Consider the following 18,160-nt stretch of genomic DNA (forward strand, 5'->3'; position numbering starts at 1 on the left):
GCAGGCGAACGGGGAACGCGTGCTAACCGACCACGCACGTCAGTGTGGTGTCGGCGCCGGTCGTGGATGTGGTGGTGGTCAGCCATGCGTGCGCGGCCGACACCGTGGCGGCCGGGTCCGCGCGGGCGACGCGGCCGTTCTCGGTGGCGGGCCCGGCTTCGAGGACGTAGGGCCGTTCGTGCCCGCGTACGCGCAGCAGGCAGCGCCCCGTGGGCAGGACGGCGGCGGCCGTGCGGCATCCCGGATAGTCGGACAGGGTCTGCCGTGCCCACCCGTCGAAGGTCCGGCTGAGGCCCGCACCGTCGGCGGGGCCGACCAGCGATCGGCGGTACAGGAGCCCTGCGGAGCGGGCGAGTTGCTCGCTCGCCGCCCCTTGCTCCACGGCGAGGTGATGTCCCGGCGCGCCCATCCCGGCGGGGTGTCGCGTGATGCTGGTGGAGTCCTCGGTGAACTCGACGTGCACGTCGAAGGCGAAGGGTGTGCGGCGTGGTGTGTCGGGCAGTGGCAAGGGGGCCGCGGCGGGGGAGGGGTGGTCCGGTGGAGTGAGGTCGAGCAGGGTGTAGAGCTCGTCGCGCAGCCGCCGCAGGGCGTCGTGCCGGTGGGCGAAGGCGGCACGGGCGGCTTCGGCCGCGCGGCCCGGACGGTACGCCCGCAGCGCCTTCGGCAGGTCATCCGCTGGGCCCAACTCCGGTACACCGCCCAGGAGTACGTCCATGGGGCTGCTGGGGAGCAGCTCGTCGCCACCCCGGCAGGCGGCGACGACGGGTCTGTCGTCGGCGGCGGCGTAGTACAGGGCCGCGGAACCGTGGTCGGTGATCAGGGCGTCGGCCGCGACCAGGACCGAAGCCCACTCGTCGCGGGGGTGCGGCAACAGCATCCCGGCCGCGAGGGCGGGCGCGAGCCGCTGCCCGAGCTCGAACGCGCCGATCCTGCTCCACTCGTTGGGGTGCACGATGAGCGCCAACTGGTAAGCGTCGTACGGGAGATGGGCGGCAAGTAGCGCGGGGAGGTCGGGCCGGCGCCGGAGCAGCGACTCGGGCCCCCAGGTGGACGTGAGCGCGACGAGCGTGCGGGGCCCCGTGCCCAGCGCGGCCCGATACCGGTCGCGGTGTGAGCGGGAGGCGAGGACGCGCTCCAGCGTGGGATCGCCGACGACCTTCGCGCGGCGTGCCGCCTGCGGGGCCACGGTCGTGAGGCGGGTGAGTTGAGCGGGGTGGGCCAGGGCGTGCAGGGCGATGGGCGCCGCGCCTTCGGCACGGCTCAGATACACCGGGTCGAGGCCGGACGCGGAGTCGGCCGAACCCTCGTACGGAATGGTCTTGTTGAACCCGGCCCCGTGCGGCAGCAGGACGTGCGGGCCCCGCAGCTGTCCCAGGTCGCCCTTGGGGCTCGCGGCGATGACCAGGTCGTACGTCCGCGACACCGCCTCGCTCCACGGCACGGTGCGGGCACCCACCTCTTCGATGGCCGCCAGCGCGTCGGCGCCGAAGTCCGAACCGGGAACGAGGGTGAAGCAGCGGGTGACACGGTCGTCACCGGCGAGCGCGGGAAGCACATCGAGGAGCCGGTAGAGCGCTACGGCCGACCGCGCGGCAAGAAGAACGGTCCGCTGCCGGTCGCCCGTCGCCCGTCGCCCGTCGCCCGTCGCCCGTCGCCCGTCGCCCGTCGCCCGTCGCCCGTCGCCCGTCGCCCGGAAATTGTCCAGTCTAGTGGGGGCGGGGCTGCTGCGGTGTCGTTTCCGCAGATGGGGGCTGGTTCTTGTGCGTCGTCCGGCGACATGATCCGATCCTACCGTCGGGTGTTCGAGGGGTACCGCGCGCGGCGCGGTGGACGGGGAAAGGTGTGGCGGGGGATGAGTGACTGGGGAGTGGCGTTGATCGCGGCCGGCTCCGCGATCGCGGGCAGCGTCGTCACGGGCTGGTACGGCCGCTCCGCCGGCCTCCGGCAGGCGGAGGCGGCCCGGCACTCCGGTGACCGCCAGGCGGACGCGCTGCTCACATCGGTCCGCATGACACTCGGCGCCGACGAGCAGCGCGCCGCCCGCGAGGCGCGGCGCGGCACGTACGCGGAGTTCCTGGGGGCCGCGGAGAGCGGCATCGTCGCCGCACGCACGGGCCTCGGAACCGCCGAGGACGAACCGCGCCTGTACCGCGCGTTGAGCGCGCTGACCCTGGAGGCCCCGCCGACGGTCGCCGACGCGGCGCACCATGTCGTCGACGCGCTGCGCCGACATGACACACAGGACGACCTGCGCCACGCGAAGGAGTCGTTCGTCGCGGCCGCACGGGAGGACCTGAACCGGGCGGACGGCTGACTGGGACCGGGGGATGTCGGGCGGTCAGCCCAGCACGTCCTCCTCGCCCTCCACCCACACCCGCAGCGCGGACGGTCGCACGGCGTCCATGTGCACCCGGTTGACGGCGATCGTGCTGCGCCGCGCGGCCGCCTCGGGTTCGCCGGTGTTGGTGTTGACGTCGAAGCGGGGGAAGTTGCTGGAGGAGACGTCCAGCCGGATGCGGTGGCCTGCGGCGAAGCGGTTCGCCGTGTCGGGTGCCGTCACCTCGATCTCGTACACCTCACCGGGGGCGAGGGGCTCGGGCCGTTCGAAGGAGCGGTGGAAGCGGCAGCGGAAGATTCCGTCGGTGAGGTTCATGGCGAAGCCGTGCGGATGGTCGGGGTTGGGCGGGTACTGGTCGATGAGCTTGACGGTGAAGTCGGTGTCGGGCGCGGAGGACGACACGTACAGCTTCACCGAGACCGGACCCGCGACCACCACGTCCCGGTCCAGCGGTGGTGTGAGGACGCTGATGACATCGGGGCGGGCGTCGAGCGGCAGATAGGGCTCGGCGGCCCCGAACGTCCGGGCGTCCGGCGCGTTCTGGTCGTACGCGCCGCCCGTCATGACCGGTTCGCCCGAGGTCACCTGCCCGCCCATGGTCGGCACCGGGTTCCGCGGATCGAAGTCGTACGCCACCGATGCCTCGGAGGCGATGGACGGGGCGGGGGAGAGGGCGCCGTCGGTGTGCAGGTACAGGGACACCGGGCGGGTTCCGGACGGCGGCCAGGCCGTGTCCTCGCGCCACTCGCCGCCGTGGCGCATGCGCCCCGCCGCGTCCCGGCGGCCGTCCCCGCCACCCATCAGGAAGTACTGCACGGCCGGGAAGGTGTCACGGGGGGAGACCTCCCGCCCGAGCGCCTGGTCGAACCACCGGCTGCGGAACGCGAGATACGACTCGGCCAGGTTCCCCGACAGCGTCGACGCCGGTCCGAAGTCGACGTCTCCGGAGAACGTCTCGCAGCGGTGACCGTGCGTCCACGGACCCATCACCAGGTACGCGGGCGCCTTCTTGCGCGCCCGCAGCTCCGTGAAGTTCTCGATGGTCGACCGGACATAAGGGTCGTACCAACTGCCCATGTGGAGGCTCGGGACGTCGGGGAAGCGGTCGTAGGAACCGCGGCCGTAGAGCGCGGGGTTGCGGTAGTAGTCACCGAAGGCGTCCTCGCGCCACTGCTCCAGCAGGAACGCCTCGTACGCCGGGAGATGCCGCAGCGGTGACGAACCCGGCCGCCACGGCAGCGCGGTGAACCAGCCCGCCACGTCCAGGCGGCGCATCTCCTCCGCCAGGACCGGATCGGTTGCCGCCTCGGGGCTGTTCGCCCCGTGCCGCAACGCCCACGTGGCCTGCTTCAGCTCGAAGGCGCCGCCCATCCGCATGCCCGCCTCGTACGCCGAGGCGAAGCCGCCCGAGTCCTGGAACATTGCCGCGAGACCGGCCGGGGCCTCCGCCGCAGCGGCGGCCTGGACGTGCGCGGAGTAGGACACCCCGGTCATCACCACCCGGCCGTCGCACCACGGCTGCGCCCGGATCCACTCCACGGTGTCGGCACCGTCCGGGCCCTCCCCGAGGTACTTCACGAACGTCCCCTCCGACTCCCCGCGCCCACGGCAGTCCTGCCGTACGACGTGGTACCCGGCGTCCGTGAAGTGCCGTGCGATGTCCTCGGGCCGTGGCACCGGGGCGTCGTGCCGGTCCTGGTCCGAGCCACGCTGCTCGCGCTTGCCGTACGGGGTCCGCTCCAACAGCACCGGAAGCGGCGCGGGTTCGGGCTCGGAGCCTGCGGTGTAGAGGTCCGCGGCGAGGCGGGCCCCGTCGCGCATGGGGACGGTCAGGGGCCTGCGCCACAGCGTGCCGTCGGCGTGCAGCGGACGGGGGGTGCGGGCGGCTTTGAGGGTGTCTTGCGAGGTCACGGCCGCAACCGTAGGTCGCGGCCGACGCGCGGTGGATCACTTGCCGCAATCACGTCAACTGTTCCGTCAGGCCGTGACGCCGTGCGTATCCCCTTCGTACTGTGTGCCCGCCGCCCTGCCGCTTTCAGCGATCAGCGACGGGCGATCAGCGCAGGCGTGACCTGTGCGCCCGCCCGGCGTGGCCCCCTTCGAACCCAGGAGAATCCATGAGCGCGACCGCTCGCCGTGAGGTGCGACCCGAACGCCCGCCCACCGGGGGCGGCGGCTCGCGGCTGCTCGATTTCATCGAGCGGGCGGGCAACGCGCTGCCGCATCCCTTCTGGCTCTTCTGGATCATGGCGGGCGTCGTCGCGGTCGTCAGCTGGGCACTCGCGGCAGCCGGGGCGCAGGTCGCCGACCCGTCCAAGGACGGCACCATCGCCGTGCGCAGCGCGATATCCGGCGACGCCGTCCGCGACCTCGTCAACGGCGCGGTGGACAACTTCGTCACCTTCGGCCCGCTCGGCACGGTGCTCGTCGTGATGCTGGGCGTCGCCGTCGCCGAACGGGCCGGCCTGTTCGAGGCGTTGGCGCGGCGGATGCTGTCCAATGTCTCCCCGCGCTGGGTCACCCTTGGTGTCGCCCTGTGCGGTGTGCTGTGCAAGTTCCTGTCCGACTCCGCGTACGTCGTGCTGATTCCGCTCGGCGCCATGGCGTTCCGCGCGGTCGGCCGCTCGCCCATGCTCGGCATGATCGTGGCCTTCGTGTCGATCAACGCCGCCGGCGACGCCAACCCGCTGATCACCTCCAGCGACGTGCTCTACGCCTCCGTCGCCACCGAGGCCGCACACCTGGTGGACGCCGACTTTGTCGTCCGGGCCACCGACAACGTGTACTTCTCCACGACGTCGGCGTTCATCCTGGCCTGCACCGTCGCCTTCGTCACCGAGAAGGTGCTCACCAAGCGCGAGCATCTGCTCGTGCCGGACGCGGATCTGGAGGAGAAGGCCCGGCAGACCGTCATCACCGCAGGAATCGACGACGCCACCGAGCTCCGCGCACTCAAGCGCACCGGCCTGGCCGCTCTCGGCTACGCCGTCCTCCTCATCGCCGCGATGCTCCCGGTCGACTCCCCGCTGCGCGGCAAGGGCGGCTCCATCGTCGAGTCGACCCTCCTCAACAGCGTGTCCGTCTTCGTCGCCGTGTTCTTCATCCTCATCGGCTACGTGTTCGGCAGGGCGACCGGCCGCATCGAGAGCAGTCGCGACGTGCCCGCCCTCATGGCCGAGGGAGTCCGGGACATCGCCCCGCTGCTCGTCCTCTTCCTGGCCGTCTCGCAGTTCCTCGCGCTGTTCCAGTGGACGAACATCGCCACCGTGCTCGCCGTGAAGGGGGCCGATTTCATCGAGCACCTGGGCGTGCCCACGCTCGTCCTCTTCCTCCTGCTGCTGATCGCGATCTCCCTGATCAACCTGCTGATCACCAGCGGTTCCGCCCTCTGGTCACTGGTCGCCCCGGCGCTCATCTCGATGATGATGCTGCTCGGCACCAGCCCCGCCACCACCATGGCGCTGTACCGGATCGCAGACTCGTGCACCAACTCCATCAGCCCGATGGGCACCACCTTCGCCCTCGCCGTCGGCTATCTGCAGACGCTGCGGCGCAAGGCGGGCATCGGCACGCTGGTCTCCTTCACGCTGCCGGTCGCGATGGCGATGCTCGTGGTGTGGGTCGTCCTCTTCTTCGCCTGGTACCTGCTCGGCATTCCGCTGGGGCCGGGGGCAGCGGTCCGATGACACGGGAGTGCCTTCGTACCCTGGTGCCGTGAGCATCATCATCGACGTCGGAGGGCTCGGCCCCGCGGACATCGCGGCCGGGCCCTCCGCGCTGTCCGAACTCATGGCGAGCCTGCACATCCTCGCCGAACCCGAGCACCACCCCGAGGCCGCCGACTGGACCGCCCGCGCCGCCGCGGTGGACCCGGTGCTCCGTGACGAACTCGCGGTCTTCGCCCCGCTGTGGGCCCGCTTCCGCTGCCGCCTCTTCTACCCTCGTACGCTCCCCGTCGCGGCGGGACTCCCGGAGGAGCTCGCGGCCATCGAGGACCTCCCCCGCACGGAATTCCTCGGCCTCGTCGCACCCGGCGTGCTCGGTGCCACCTCCCGGCCCGCGCCCGCCGCCCACGAACTGCGCCCCGGCACCGAGGCCGCCGAGGAGTACGTACGCCAGTGCCGTCGGCGCTCGCACTCCAGAGGCGACCTGGCCGCCGAACTGGTCGCGGACCCGGCGGCGTTCCGCGCCCGGCTTCTCGCGGTGCTGCGCGCCGCCGACTCCGCGTTCTTCGCGGACGACTGGCACACCCTGCGCCCCGCGCTCGACGAGCACACCCGTGAGGTCCGGCGCCGGCTCGCCAGGGCCCGCCCACCCGTCGACGTGCTCACCGAACTGCTCCCCACCGCGTCGCGCGTCGGACCGGGAGCCCGGATCCGCCTCGACAAGCTCCAGATCGACGAGGTGGTCGTCGGCCGGCGCCCGCTCGTCCTCGTCCCCTCGGTCCGCGTCTGGCCGCACCTCGTCGTCAAGGACGAGGACCCGTCCTGTGTCGTCGTCCAGTACGCGGTCCGCGCCGCGGCGCCCTCCGGGCCCGGCCAACTCTCCCTGCGCGCCCTGCACGACCGGCTCACGGCACTCGCCTCACCCGGCCGCATGGAACTGTGCCGGCACCTCCTCGGCGAACCGATCACCACCTCCGAACTGGCCACCCGCCTGGGCTCCACCGAACCCCAGGTCTCCCGCACCCTGCGCCAACTCCGCGAGGCGGGCCTGGTCCGCTCGACCCGCGACGGCAAACTCGTCCGCCACCGACTGGCGACGGACGTCGTACGAGCCCTGGGGGACGACGTACTGGCGACGGTGATGCGCTGAGGCCACAGTGCCCCGAGGCCGCCCTTTACGATCCGGCGATCTCCTGCCGGAGCCGCTGGGTGAAGCGGCGCAGGAGGGCCACCGTCTCGTGGTACTCGGCCCTGCGGACGTCCGAGCCGGCAGTGGGCCTGATTCCCCAGACCCGGCGGACGAGAGTGTCGGCGAGCACGACGGTGTCGTCGGCGCACAGCAGGTAGAGCGTCGACCGGGCCTCCTGCAGCCGGTTCGCCAACTCGTTGGCGCCCGGGCCGTCGTCGCCCAGCCGTGATTCCTTGAGGTGGTCGATCAGCTGCACCACGGCCGTGTTGAAACCGGCTCCGGCCTTGAGTTTCTGCTCGCGCAGCCACATCCGGTCCTGGCGGCGCGCGGTGAACCACGAGCCGAACACGACACCCAGGAGCCCGATACCGGCCCCGAGGCCCACCGACAGCATGCTCTCCACGGTCAACTCCCCCCCCGATGCGCAACCGGCGTTCAGGCTACAGAGATCGGGGGAGGGCGACTCGCCGATGGAACACGATCACCGGTCCGTGACGGCCCCGAGCACGAGCTGCGTGAACTCCTTCGTCGTCGCCGTCCCGCCCAGGTCGGCGGTCCGCGCGTCCGTCGTCGCGAGGACGGAGGCGAACGCGTCGAAGACCTCGGCCGCGGCCTCGGGGTGGCCGAGGTGGTCGAGCATCATCGAGGCGCACCAGATCGCGCCGAGCGGGTTGGCGATGCCGCGGCCCGCGATGTCGGGCGCCGAGCCGTGGACGGGTTCGAACATCGACGGGTACTCGCGCTCGGGGTTGAGGTTGGCCGCGGGCGCGATGCCGATGCTGCCCGCGACGGCGGCCGCGAGGTCGGAGAGGATGTCGCCGAAGAGGTTGGAGCCGACGATCACGTCGTAGCGGGACGGGTCGAGGACGATCTTCGCGACGAGCGCGTCGATGTGCTCCTGCCGCCACTCCACGTCCGGGAACCGCTCACCGGCCTCGCGCACCAGCTCGTCCCAGAACGGCATGGTGTGCACGATGCCGTTGGACTTGGTCGCCGAGACCAGGTGTCCTTCGCGGCGCTGCGCGGTGGTGAACGCGTAGTCGAGGATGCGCTCCACGCCGGGGCGGGTGAACACCGCTTCCTGGACGGCCATTTCGTTGGGGAACCCGCGGTTGAGCCGCCCGCCGATCTCCGAGTACTCGCCCTCGACGTTCTCGCGTACGACGACGAAGTCCACGTCCGCGCCCGCCTTCGCCACCGGGCTAGGGACGCCCTCCAGCACCTTGATGGGACGCAGGTTCACGTACTGGCGGAACTGGCGACGGATGGGGATCAGCAGTCCCCAGAGCGAGACGTGGTCGGCGACTCCCGGCCAGCCGACCGCGCCGAGGAGGACCGCGTCGTGGTGGCGGATCCGGCCCAGGCCGTCCGTCGGCATCATCGCGCCCTCGGCGAGGTAGCGCTCGCAGGACCAGTCGAACGAGTCGTAGGAGAAGGCGAGGCCGTGGCGCTTGCCGACGGCGTCGAGGACGGCGCAGGCGGGCGGCAGCACCTCGGTGCCGATGCCGTCACCAGGGATGAGAGCGATGCGGTGGCGAGTGGTCGTCATGGTGACCATGGAATGCCGTGGCGTCCCGGGCTGTCCAAGACGCGTTTGCAGCCCGTTCGATAACGCCCGCCTATCGGTTGGCCGGAGCGCCCTGCCGCCCTTCGGCGCGCGACTTCTCGATCACGTCGATGAACGCCGCGGCCGCCGGGCTCAGCCGGTGTCTGCGCCACACGAGCCCGACGTCGAGCGTGTCCTCGATGGCGAGCCTGCGCACACGCAGCCCGACCGTGTCCGCGAGCGGGCGCCACGAGTCGGCGACGACGGCCACCCCCACGCCCGCCATGACCAGTGGCAGCAGCCCCTCGCGATGCTCGATCTCGACCGCGATACGGGAGTCGGTCGCGGCGACGATGGCGTCGGCGACGCGGCGCATGCCCGTCCCCGGCTGCCCGGCGACGAGCCGGAGCGCGGGCAACTCCTCGACGGCAAGCGGGTGTTCACCCTCGGGCAGGGCGGCGTCGTCGCGCGCCACGAGCACGAACGACTGCGTCTCGATGGGAACCCGGTCCAGATCCGCGTACGCCTCGTGCGCCCCGGCCGCGGCGAGCACACCCACCTCCGCGACACCTCTGCCGAGCGCGTCGCGCACATCGTCCGGCCGGGCCGCGGCCACCACCGCCACCTGCACCTGCGGATACGCCTCGGCGTACGCGGCGATGAGCCCCGTCAGCGGGCTGACGACCTGGGACGGCATGGACGCGATCCGCAACTGCCCGCCCCGCAGCCCGTCCACGGCCATGACCGTCTCCCGGGCCACGTCGAGCGAGCGCACCACTTCCCGGGCGGGACCGACAAGCGCCGCGCCCGAGGGACTCAGCACCAGGCCCCGCCCCTGCCGCAGGAACAGGCTGGTCCCGAGCGCGGCCTCCAGGCGGCGGATGGTCTGCGTCACCGACGGCTGCGCCACGAAGAGCCGCTCCGCGGCCCGGTGCACGCTGCCGTGGTCCACGACCGCCAGGAAGTGGCGCAACTGCCGTACGTCCATGGTCTTCCTGTTCCGCTCCCGCGATGACGGTCGTTCGATAGGCCGACGTTATCGGTCGGGCTGCAAATGAGTCTTGGACGCGAGAGGTGACCGTCGTCACGATGTACGGCAGTTCGCAACGGAGCGAAAACGAGAGCGGAGCCTGCCCGTGTCCCACGAAGCCCTGTTGTTCTTGAGCACGGCGGTCGCCATCGGCGGCATCGTCGTCGCGATCACGTGGCTGAAGCTACCGCCGGTGCTCGCGCTGCTCTTCGGCACCCTCTTCCTGGGCCTGACCACCTCGGTCGGGGCGAAGGGCACACCGGACGCGGTCGCGGACGGCTTCGCGGATGTCATGGGGGAGATCGGCATCCTCGTGTCGCTTGGTGTCATGCTCGGCGCGCTGCTTACGGCGGCCGACACGATGCAGCGGCTCGTCGGGACGACACTCAAGGCGTTCGGCCGGCGCAGCATTCCCTACGTCTTCGCCGTGACGCTGAGTTCGCTGTTCACGGCGATCTACTCGGATGTGCTGCTCGTGCTCTCGGCGCCCCTCGCGCGCCGCCTCGCCCCGAAGCTCGGCGCACGGGGCCGCGCCCTGATGGGCGGCGCACTCACCGCGGGCATCGAGGTGGGCCTGGTGTTCGTGGCGCCGGGCGTCGCGGCCGTGGCCATCGCGGGCATCCTGGACGTCCCGCTGGGGCAGATGTTCCTGCTCGGCCTCGTCGTCGCGCTGCCGACGGCGCTGCTGACCGTGTTCGTCTTCTCGGTCGTCCTGCGCTGGATGACGTGGGACCCGGCGACCGACGAGATCGAGGACGGCGAGGCGGTTGACGCGAGTGAGGAGCCGGACGCGCCCGCGCCCGACTCCGCCCCGCCAGTTACCCCAACTCCCGCTGGAAGGGCGGCCGTTGGAACCGTCACGGACGCCCCGGCCGAGCTGCCACAAACACCAACACAGACACAGACACAGACACACACGCGGAAGCCCCGCCCGCTGCCCCTCGCCCTGGCCGTCACCCCGGTCCTGCTCGTCCTCGTCCTCATCGCGGGCGGCGCACTCGCCGACGGTCTCTCCCTGGACGTGGCGCCGGTCGGATTCCTCACCGACCCGGTGGTGGCACTGCTCCTCGGCACCACCGTGGCCTACGTGTTGGCGCGTCGCGTGCGGTCCAGGGAGGAGATCGGTGACGTCATCGGGAAGTCGCTGGCGCAGTGCGGTTCCATCCTGGTGCTCAGCGGGATCAGCGGTTCGCTCGGAGCCATCATCGAGCGCTCGGGCATGGGCAGGACGCTCGGCGACCTCTTCTCCTCCGGGATCCTCCCGCCGCTGCTGCTGGTCTGGATCATGGCCGCGGTGCTGCACATCGCGCTCGGCTCCATCTCGGTGGCGGGCATCACCGCCGCGGGCATCCTCGCCCCCATCGCGGGCCACCTGGACACCCCGCTGGTCCTGGTGGCACTGGCGGCCGGCTCGGGCGCCCTCTTCGTGCCCCACGTGTCCAGCAACTTCTTCTGGATGTTCCAGTCGCTGCTCGGCTTCTCCACGCGGGGCACCATCAAGACCCACACCGTCCCGATGACACTGGCCTCGCTGATCTCGCTCCCGATCATCCTGACGGTGGCGGTGTTCGTCTGACTAGATCCGCAACCCGTCGAACTCCGCGATCCCCCTTGCCCCACTCCCACCGTTCGCCGCGCTCATGAACGCCCCCACGTCCTGCCCACCGGCTGCCGCCCCCGCAGGCGTCGCCGTGCCGACCGTCGTCCATGTGATGCCGTCGGTGCTGAACTCGCCCTTGTACGAGGCACCTTGGCGGGTCAGGCGGAGTCGCACCGGGGCCGTGACCGAGCTGCCCGCCGTCGTGACGGAGTCGAGGCGGCCGTTGCCGTCGGTGTCCCAGGACAGTGCGCACCCGTTGGACGGGGTGACGGCGAGATTGACGTATCCCGAACTCCCCTTCGCGGTGAGGTCGTTGCGGACGATGAGGCCCGCGCGCGCCCAGCCGCCGGTGCGGTCCTGGGCAGTGACCCGGACCGTGGCGGAGGATCCGTCCGTGAGGGCGCCCGGGCGGTAGATCGCGCCGAACTCGTCCGTGCCGCCCCACAGATCGGCGCCGCCGCCCTCGATCGCGAAGGCGTCGCCGGACTGGCCGAACACCGCGTCGTTGAACGACGCCGTGCGGTACGGGTCCTTGACCCCGGTGCCGGCCAGGAGCCGGACCGCGTCGACCGCCGCGCCGTGCGCGGTGCCCATCCGGTACGCGGCGTCGGCGCGCACCCGGAGCACGAGCCCGTCCGCCGCGCCCGTCAGTGACACCGTGAAGCGTCCCGTGAACGTCTCGCCGGGAGCCACCGCGGCCGCGACGACCGGGCCTTCCGCGCGGGCGGTGAGACCGTCGGGCAGATCGAGGGAGAGGGCGACGTCCCGCGCCGCCGCGAGGCCGTTGCGGTTGGTGAACGCGACCTCGACGGTGACCGGCTCGTCGGCGGAGACGGCGGCGTGCGCGGCGGAGGCGGTCAGCGTGGCCTGGTGCGCGGCGCCCGCGAGAGTGTCGTGGATCCGGCGCGCGAGCCGCTCGATCGACCCCGAGGGGCGCCGCGGATACGTCTCGTGCCCGTGCGCCCACTTGTCGTCCATCGCGAACCAGTCGATCCCGGCGGGCTCCCGGTCCTCGGCGAGCGCGTCCGACAGCTCGGTGAAGTACCTGCGCCAGCGCGGGAGATAGAGGCCGGTGACGAGGCCCGACCACTCCCGGTTGGCGTAGTCGCGCAGTCCTTCGTCGCTGCTGGCCCGGCCGCCCCAGGTGGTGAGGATCGACCGGGCGTCGTACTCCAGCAGGTCCTGTTCCGCGCGGTCGGCTCCCCATGCGCGGGCCTCGGCGAGCCACCGGCCCAGCAGATGCTGCTCCGAGGTGGCCAGTGCGTCGTCGAGGAGCTTCATCCAGTCGAGCCACGTCCGGGTCAACTGCCCGAACAGCGCCGTGTCGCGCACCTCGTACGCCGCGCTGATCTGTGGCAGCAGTACCCGGCTGCGGTTGGCGAGTACCTGCCGGGCGACGTCGAGGAGGTCGTGCCGATAGGCGGAGCTGTTCCGCAACTCCTTGTCGACGGCGAGGAGTTCGGTCAGCGCCCGGTCGAAGGCGGCGGTGTCGTAGCGCTCGGCTTGCGGGCTCCACGCGGCGGCGGACCGTACGTTCAGCGCCGGGCGGGCCCCGAACAGGCCGTCGGGTGCCTCGCTCCAGGAGTCGGTGCGGCGCATCCCGTACGCCGTCTCGCGCAGCACCCGCCAGGCCGCGGCCGCGTGCCGGTCGGATCCGCCGTACCGGGCCGCCGCCCACCGCCCGAACCAGTCGTCCAGGTCGACGCTGCCCGCCGTCCACGCGAGGTCGCCGAGGAGCGCGAGTGCCGCGGGGTTGTTGTCGGCCCCCTCCGGCATCGCGGCGATCCCGGACAACCGGCTGCCGTCCTTGTCGCGCCAGCGCGGGTAACTCTCCACCCAGTCCGGGGTGTTGGCGCCGAGCGTGGTGTGCCCGCCGAAGTTCCAGATGCTGCCGTACGTGTACGGGGTGTCGGCCCAGTCGCTCTCCCGGTCGGTCACCGTGGCGTACCGGTCGGACAGGCCGTCGACGATGAGCATCCGGTCGCGGTCGACGGCGTCGAGGATCTCGCGGCGCGGATTGGTCTGCCAGCCGAGGATCGCCCACACGGCCTCGGGGTGGGCGGCGCGCAGGGCCTTCTCGACGGCGCGCGCGGCCTCGCCGACCGGTACGTCGCCGGGCCGGCCGCCCTCGTGCAGCAGGTCCATCTTGTACATGGAGGTGGCGCCGAGCCGTGCGTCGAGCCGGGCGTAGAACTCGGCGCCCACTTCGGTGAAGGCCGTGGTGCGCGGGTCGAGCCAGTCGGGTCGCTCGAACCCGCCCCAGGTGCCCTGCGGGACGACCTTCGCCCCGTCGACCCGCTCGGGGAAGTCGTCGGGTACGGTGCCGAACCAGCCCGGCAGCACCGGTGTCATGCCCAACTCCCGTACGCGGTCGGCGATGTTGCGACCGAGGTCGGCGCGCCGCTCCAGCAGGTGCCGGCTGACCGGGCCGCCGAACCCGGACATGTTCTGTAGCAGCCACCACGGCTGGTGCGCCGGCGCCGGGATCCACGCCAGCAGCTCGGCCTCGGTGTACCCGAACCGCCGGAACGCGTCGAAGTAGGCGGCTTCCACGCCGGTCGTCACCAGGACCTCGTTGAAGCCGTGCAGCGCGAGGATGTCCAGCTCGCGCTGCCAGGCGTCCCAGTCGCGGTAGGGGCCGGTGTAGCCGTCGTTGGTGTCGTTCAACGCGAACCGGTGCGAGACGTTCGCCGAAGCCGTCAACTCAGCGGACGGCGCCGGAAGTTGCTCGGGCAGGTTCAGCTGCTCGCCGTTCCAGGTGACGGAGGCGTGCGCGACATCGCGCAGATAGCGGTGCAGGCCGGCGAGGAGGACGGCCGGGGTCGATCCCTCGACGGCGATGCGCCCTCGGGCGCCGGAGACCCGGAACCGGTCGGCCGCGCCTTCGCGGCTCGACGGGCGGAAGGTGACCTGGTCGTGGTGGCGGGGCAGCAGCCGGCGCAGCGCCGCGTCGGCGGGCCCGGTGTCGAAGCCGGGGCTGCCGACGCTGCCGGCGGCGAAGGCGGCCGTGCCCGATGCGGGCAGGGCGGTGGTGACACCCAGCACGATCGCCGTGCTCGACAGCAGCCGTCTGCGGCTCAGGCGGGGCCGGTTCGGCCGGGGCCGGTTCGGCTGCTGAGGTGAGGGTCGGGTCACGAGGTCAACTCCCGAATGACGGCCTCTCTGGCCTTCTCGATGTCCGTGACGTCCTTGGTGCGGCCGTCGAGGTTGCGGGTGGCGAGATCGAGGGCGGTCTTCAGCGCTTCGCTGTCACCGTCGGTGCCGCTGTTCGCGAGCTTGTCCCGCAACTGCGCGATCAGCTCGAAGTCCTCTATCCCTTCCTTGAGTTGTTCCCACCGGATGCTCGACATCGGCCCGTTGGCCCCCGGGTAGACGAGGTACTCGTCGCCCTGGGTGAAGATGTGCACCGGCTGCTCGAACGGGTCGGAGGTCCAGCTGTTCCACGACCAGCGCAGCAGCCCGTCGAGCTGTCGCCGGGCCGAGATCCACGGCAGCATCCGGGCCTCGACCGCGGGGGAGTACGAGAAGGTGTTGGGGTGGTCCGGCACCCCGTACACGTAGAACGTGGTGATCTTGCCCGCCTTGCGGCGCTCCGCGATCTTCTCGGGCGTCATCTTGTCGATGCCGCCCCAGTCGACGGAGAGGTTCGAGGCAATGGGCTCCGTGCTGATGGAACCGGCGACCGAGATGCGCCGGTCGAAGGCGGGCGCGACCTCGTGCACGAAGTCCCGTACGACCTTCATCGTCTCGACGGGCCGCTCGTCGAAGGACAGCCACGTGTGGTCGAGGCGCCCCGTGTCCCGCAGATGGTCCTCGAACGCGCGCAGGAAGGTGCCCCACGCCTCGCGCCAGCGCTCGCCGCCCAACTCGACGTTCTCGTACGCCTTCTTGCCGGTGCGGGAGTCGACGTAGGTCAGGTGTTCCTTGTCCTGGAAGGCCAGCATGGAGAACGCGCCGATGTCCGGGCCGAGCCCGGCGCGCTCGGCGGCGGCGACGTACTTGTCCCAGCGGTCGAAGTCGAAGTGGAACCGGTCCCCGTCCCAACTCCAGCCGACCATGCTGGAGTACGGGGTCGCCGTCTGCGACTTCCGGCTGTCCCCCGGCCACGGGTAGTGCCAGGGGTTGTCGACGATGGTGGTGTTGATGACCTTCTGCCCGCGGCTCGCCAGGTCCCGGTTGTACGTGTCGATGAGCTTCCAGTGCTTCGCCGACCACGGCGCGACGTGGTGCGCCTCGGCGATGGTGTCCGGCTGCGCCCAGACGTCCAGGAAGAACCGGTAGTCGGCCGGATCGGGCAAGGTCACGTCCGCGACCTCGATGGTCAGCGGGTACGTGGTCTGGGTCTTCCCGTTCGCGGTGACCGCGACGGTCCCCTTATACGTGCCGGCCGGAGTGCCCTTGGGGATGCGGAAGGTGAACCACAACGGCTGTGCCGCGTACGCGGGAACGTCGACGGCCGACCGCTCCTCCAGCGCGTCCCCCACGACATCCGGGTTGCGGTCGCCGGACACCTCGGTCGGTGAGCTCACCTGGTCGATGGTGGCGGACCAGTCCAGCTCCGACTTGGAGCGCTGTACGGGCACGTACTTCACGAACCGGACCTGGGCGCGCCAGGCCGCGTCCCCGCCGAGCCGGACGCCCTCCGGGCCCGTCAGTTCACCGACTCGGGCCGATACGCCGCGCAGTGGTGTGCCCGACGCGATGGCGAGCTGCCCGGAGACCTGCTCCCCCCGCACCGCCGACAGCTTCAGCTCCTTGGTGTCCTTGCCCTCGATCGCCTTCATCGGATACCGCGGCACGCGCACCTCCGCGGAGTTCGCGAACGCCCCGGTGGGCACCCATGTGACGGTGTCCCGGGTCCCCATCGCCTCGGCGACCTTCGCGGTGAGCCAGGTGGTGGTGGGCTTCTCCTGCGGATCGGAGCCGGGGTCGGGCCCGCCGCTCGTGGCGAGCACCGTCGTGCTGGCGGCGACGAGCAGTCCGACGACGAAGCCTGCGACGAGGGAGGCGGGTTGGGTTCCACGCCTTCCCGATCTACGGGGCAAAATGCGCACGTTTCATGTCCTTTGTTCGTATGGAACCCGGACTGAGTGCTGCCAATGTGCAAGAGCGTGCTTGGTTTGCCCAATGTTTGAGCATGAAACGTCAACGTGTCAACGGAATAGCACTCGACGGACGTAGGTTGTAGGGGGCGGGCGTGCGCCTCCAGGGACGTGCGCCCGTCGTGCGAGACACCGGACTTGAGTTTCACCACGTAAGGACACACGAGTCATGAGCACCATTCCCGAGGTCACCCTCAACAACGGCGTGACCGTGCCGCAGCTCGGCTTCGGCGTCTTCCAGATCCCCGACGACGAGGCGCACGCCGCGGTCACGAGCGCCCTGGAGGCCGGCTACCGCAGCATCGACACGGCGGCCCTGTACGAGAACGAGAAGGGCACCGGTCGCGCCATCGCCGACTCCGGCCTGGCCCGCGAGGACGTCTTCGTCACCACGAAGCTGTGGAACACCGAGCAGGGCCGGGACACCGCGCTGCGCGCGTTCGACGCCTCGCTGGACCGGCTCGGCATGGACTACGTCGACCTGTACCTGATCCACTGGCCGGTGCCGTCGCGCGACAAGTACGTCGAGACGTGGCAGGTGTTCGAGGAGATCCTCGCCAGTGGCCGGGCGCGCGCCATCGGCGTCTCCAACTTCCTGCCGGAGCACCTGGACCGGCTCGCAGCCGAGACCTCCGTCGTCCCGGCGCTCAACCAGATCGAGCTGCACCCGCGCCTCCAGCAGAGCGAACTGCGCGCGTACGACGCGAAGCACGGCATCGCGACGGAGGCCTGGTCCCCGCTGGGCCGCGGCAACGGCGTCCTGGACGACGAGATCGTCATCGCGCTCGCCCGCAAGTACGACCGCAGCCCCGCGCAGATCGTGCTGCGCTGGCACCTCCAGCTCGGCAACGTCGTCATCCCGAAGTCGGTGACCCCGTCCCGCATCCGCGAGAACATCGCCGTCTTCGACTTCGAGCTGGCCGCGGACGACATGGCCGCGCTCGCAGGCCTGGAGACCGGCGAGCGCGTGGGTCCCGACCCGGCCGTCCTCGGGTCCTGAGGGGCAGGGCCCGGCGGGGCTCACCGGCCGAGCGGTCGCCCCTCCCACAGCTGGAGGTCCCAGCCCTGCTCAGGCGAGCCCGTGAGGGCGACGATGCCGGTGTTGGGCAGCGGGCGGGCGGCGACGAAGGCGACGTCCACGTTGCCCGCCCGCGCGGCCGTCCACGTCCGGATCACGGCGCCGTGGCTGACCATGGCCACGGTGTCGGCGCCCGTCTTGGCCGCCTCGGCCACCACGGCGTCGAAGCGGCCGAGCGTCTCCTCGCCGGTCTCGCCGCCGGGCATCCGCAGCGCGGTGTCGCCGGAGGACCAGGCGAACGCGGTGTTGAGGTACTTCTGCGCGGACTCGTCGTCGCCGCGCATCTCCAGGTCGCCGGCCGCGATCTCACGGATCCCGTCCCGGATCACGACGTCGAGGCCGGACGCCCGGGACAGGGGCTCGGCGGTGAGCTGCGTGCGTACGAGGGTGGAGGCGTACAGGGCGTCGATCCGCTCATCGGCCAGTGTTCCCGGCAGCGCCGCCGCCTGCTCCAGGCCGAGCGGTGTCAGGCCGGGGCCCGGCGCCGCGGAGTCCAGGAGCCGCTTGAGGTTGGACGGGGTCTGGCCGTGACGTATGAGCAGCAGACGCATGCGGGGGGAACCTCCACGTGATGAACGGGACACTTGCGTCCACTGTGCCATCCGTGGGGGA

13 protein-coding genes are annotated in these 18,160 nt (G+C 71.4%); 5 read left to right on the top strand and 8 right to left on the bottom strand.

Going from position 1 to position 18,160, the window contains the following annotated elements; all coding sequences use genetic code 11:
- Nucleotides 1-22: 22 nt before the first annotated feature.
- A complete protein-coding gene (locus tag OKJ99_RS00115; protein ID WP_326013481.1) occupies nt 23-1,555 on the bottom strand; it encodes a translation initiation factor 2 in 1,533 nt (510 codons plus the stop codon).
- A gap of 297 nt (nt 1,556-1,852) precedes the next feature.
- Here OKJ99_RS00115 and OKJ99_RS00120 point away from each other — a divergent pair, with 297 nt between their 5' ends.
- Nucleotides 1,853-2,314: a hypothetical protein gene (locus OKJ99_RS00120; protein WP_326013482.1), complete on the top strand. Its 462-nt coding sequence runs from the start codon at nt 1,853-1,855 to the stop codon at nt 2,312-2,314.
- Between the two features lie 24 nt (nt 2,315-2,338).
- Here the strand turns inward: OKJ99_RS00120 and OKJ99_RS00125 are convergent, their stop codons facing one another.
- On the bottom strand, nt 2,339-4,249 hold the full coding sequence (locus OKJ99_RS00125) for a CocE/NonD family hydrolase (protein ID WP_326013483.1): 1,911 nt from the start codon (nt 4,247-4,249) through the stop codon (nt 2,339-2,341).
- Between the two features lie 206 nt (nt 4,250-4,455).
- Here OKJ99_RS00125 and OKJ99_RS00130 point away from each other — a divergent pair, with 206 nt between their 5' ends.
- A complete protein-coding gene (locus tag OKJ99_RS00130) occupies nt 4,456-6,024 on the top strand; it encodes an AbgT family transporter (protein WP_326013484.1) in 1,569 nt (522 codons plus the stop codon).
- Nucleotides 6,025-6,052: 28 nt separating this feature from the next.
- Nucleotides 6,053-7,153 (top strand): ArsR/SmtB family transcription factor, encoded by a 1,101-nt coding sequence (locus OKJ99_RS00135; protein WP_326013486.1) that lies wholly within the window; start codon nt 6,053-6,055, stop codon nt 7,151-7,153.
- Between the two features lie 25 nt (nt 7,154-7,178).
- On the opposite strand, the gene OKJ99_RS00140 is transcribed toward OKJ99_RS00135, so the two are convergent.
- From OKJ99_RS00140 to OKJ99_RS00150, 3 genes are all read right to left on the bottom strand, one after another.
- Entirely contained in the window at nt 7,179-7,595 is a 417-nt protein-coding gene (locus OKJ99_RS00140; protein ID WP_326013487.1) for a hypothetical protein, read from the bottom strand.
- Nucleotides 7,596-7,673: 78 nt separating this feature from the next.
- Entirely contained in the window at nt 7,674-8,741 is a 1,068-nt protein-coding gene (locus tag OKJ99_RS00145; protein WP_326013488.1) for a tartrate dehydrogenase, read from the bottom strand.
- Nucleotides 8,742-8,811: 70 nt separating this feature from the next.
- On the bottom strand, nt 8,812-9,726 hold the full coding sequence (locus tag OKJ99_RS00150; RefSeq protein ID WP_326013489.1) for a LysR family transcriptional regulator: 915 nt from the start codon (nt 9,724-9,726) through the stop codon (nt 8,812-8,814).
- A 148-nt stretch (nt 9,727-9,874) separates the two neighbouring features.
- On the opposite strand from OKJ99_RS00150, the gene OKJ99_RS00155 reads away from it, so the two are divergent.
- Nucleotides 9,875-11,344, top strand: a complete 1,470-nt coding sequence (locus tag OKJ99_RS00155) for a GntP family permease (RefSeq protein ID WP_326013490.1) — start codon at nt 9,875-9,877, stop codon at nt 11,342-11,344.
- Here the strand turns inward: OKJ99_RS00155 and OKJ99_RS00160 are convergent, their stop codons facing one another.
- Nucleotides 11,345-14,503 (bottom strand): alpha-N-acetylglucosaminidase TIM-barrel domain-containing protein, encoded by a 3,159-nt coding sequence (locus OKJ99_RS00160; protein WP_326013491.1) that lies wholly within the window; start codon nt 14,501-14,503, stop codon nt 11,345-11,347.
- Nucleotides 14,500-16,422 (bottom strand): DUF4091 domain-containing protein, encoded by a 1,923-nt coding sequence (locus OKJ99_RS00165; RefSeq protein ID WP_326013492.1) that lies wholly within the window; start codon nt 16,420-16,422, stop codon nt 14,500-14,502. The genes OKJ99_RS00160 and OKJ99_RS00165 overlap by 4 nt, the downstream gene beginning before the upstream one ends.
- A 217-nt stretch (nt 16,423-16,639) precedes the next feature.
- On the opposite strand from OKJ99_RS00165, the gene OKJ99_RS00170 reads away from it, so the two are divergent.
- Nucleotides 16,640-17,470: an aldo/keto reductase gene (locus tag OKJ99_RS00170; protein WP_326013493.1), complete on the top strand. Its 831-nt coding sequence runs from the start codon at nt 16,640-16,642 to the stop codon at nt 17,468-17,470.
- A 20-nt stretch (nt 17,471-17,490) separates the two neighbouring features.
- On the opposite strand, the gene OKJ99_RS00175 is transcribed toward OKJ99_RS00170, so the two are convergent.
- Nucleotides 17,491-18,099 (bottom strand): histidine phosphatase family protein, encoded by a 609-nt coding sequence (locus tag OKJ99_RS00175; protein WP_326013494.1) that lies wholly within the window; start codon nt 18,097-18,099, stop codon nt 17,491-17,493.
- Between the last annotated feature and the right edge of the window lie 61 nt (nt 18,100-18,160).

It is taken from the genome of Streptomyces endophyticus, from assembly GCF_035798155.1.
In the GTDB taxonomy this organism is placed as follows: Bacteria; Actinomycetota; Actinomycetes; order Streptomycetales; family Streptomycetaceae; genus Streptomyces; species Streptomyces endophyticus.

What these genes read in the sequence shown, in the direction of transcription:
- OKJ99_RS00150 (WP_326013489.1), bottom strand. Translation starts at nt 9,726, where the DNA reads ATGGACGTACGGCAGTTGCGCCACTTCCTGGCGGTCGTGGACCACGGC.
- OKJ99_RS00170 (WP_326013493.1), top strand. Translation starts at nt 16,640, where the DNA reads ATGAGCACCATTCCCGAGGTCACCCTCAACAACGGCGTGACCGTGCCG.
- OKJ99_RS00175 (WP_326013494.1), bottom strand. Translation starts at nt 18,099, where the DNA reads ATGCGTCTGCTGCTCATACGTCACGGCCAGACCCCGTCCAACCTCAAG.
- OKJ99_RS00120 (WP_326013482.1), top strand. Translation starts at nt 1,853, where the DNA reads ATGAGTGACTGGGGAGTGGCGTTGATCGCGGCCGGCTCCGCGATCGCG.
- OKJ99_RS00145 (WP_326013488.1), bottom strand. Translation starts at nt 8,741, where the DNA reads ATGACGACCACTCGCCACCGCATCGCTCTCATCCCTGGTGACGGCATC.
- OKJ99_RS00130 (WP_326013484.1), top strand. Translation starts at nt 4,456, where the DNA reads ATGAGCGCGACCGCTCGCCGTGAGGTGCGACCCGAACGCCCGCCCACC.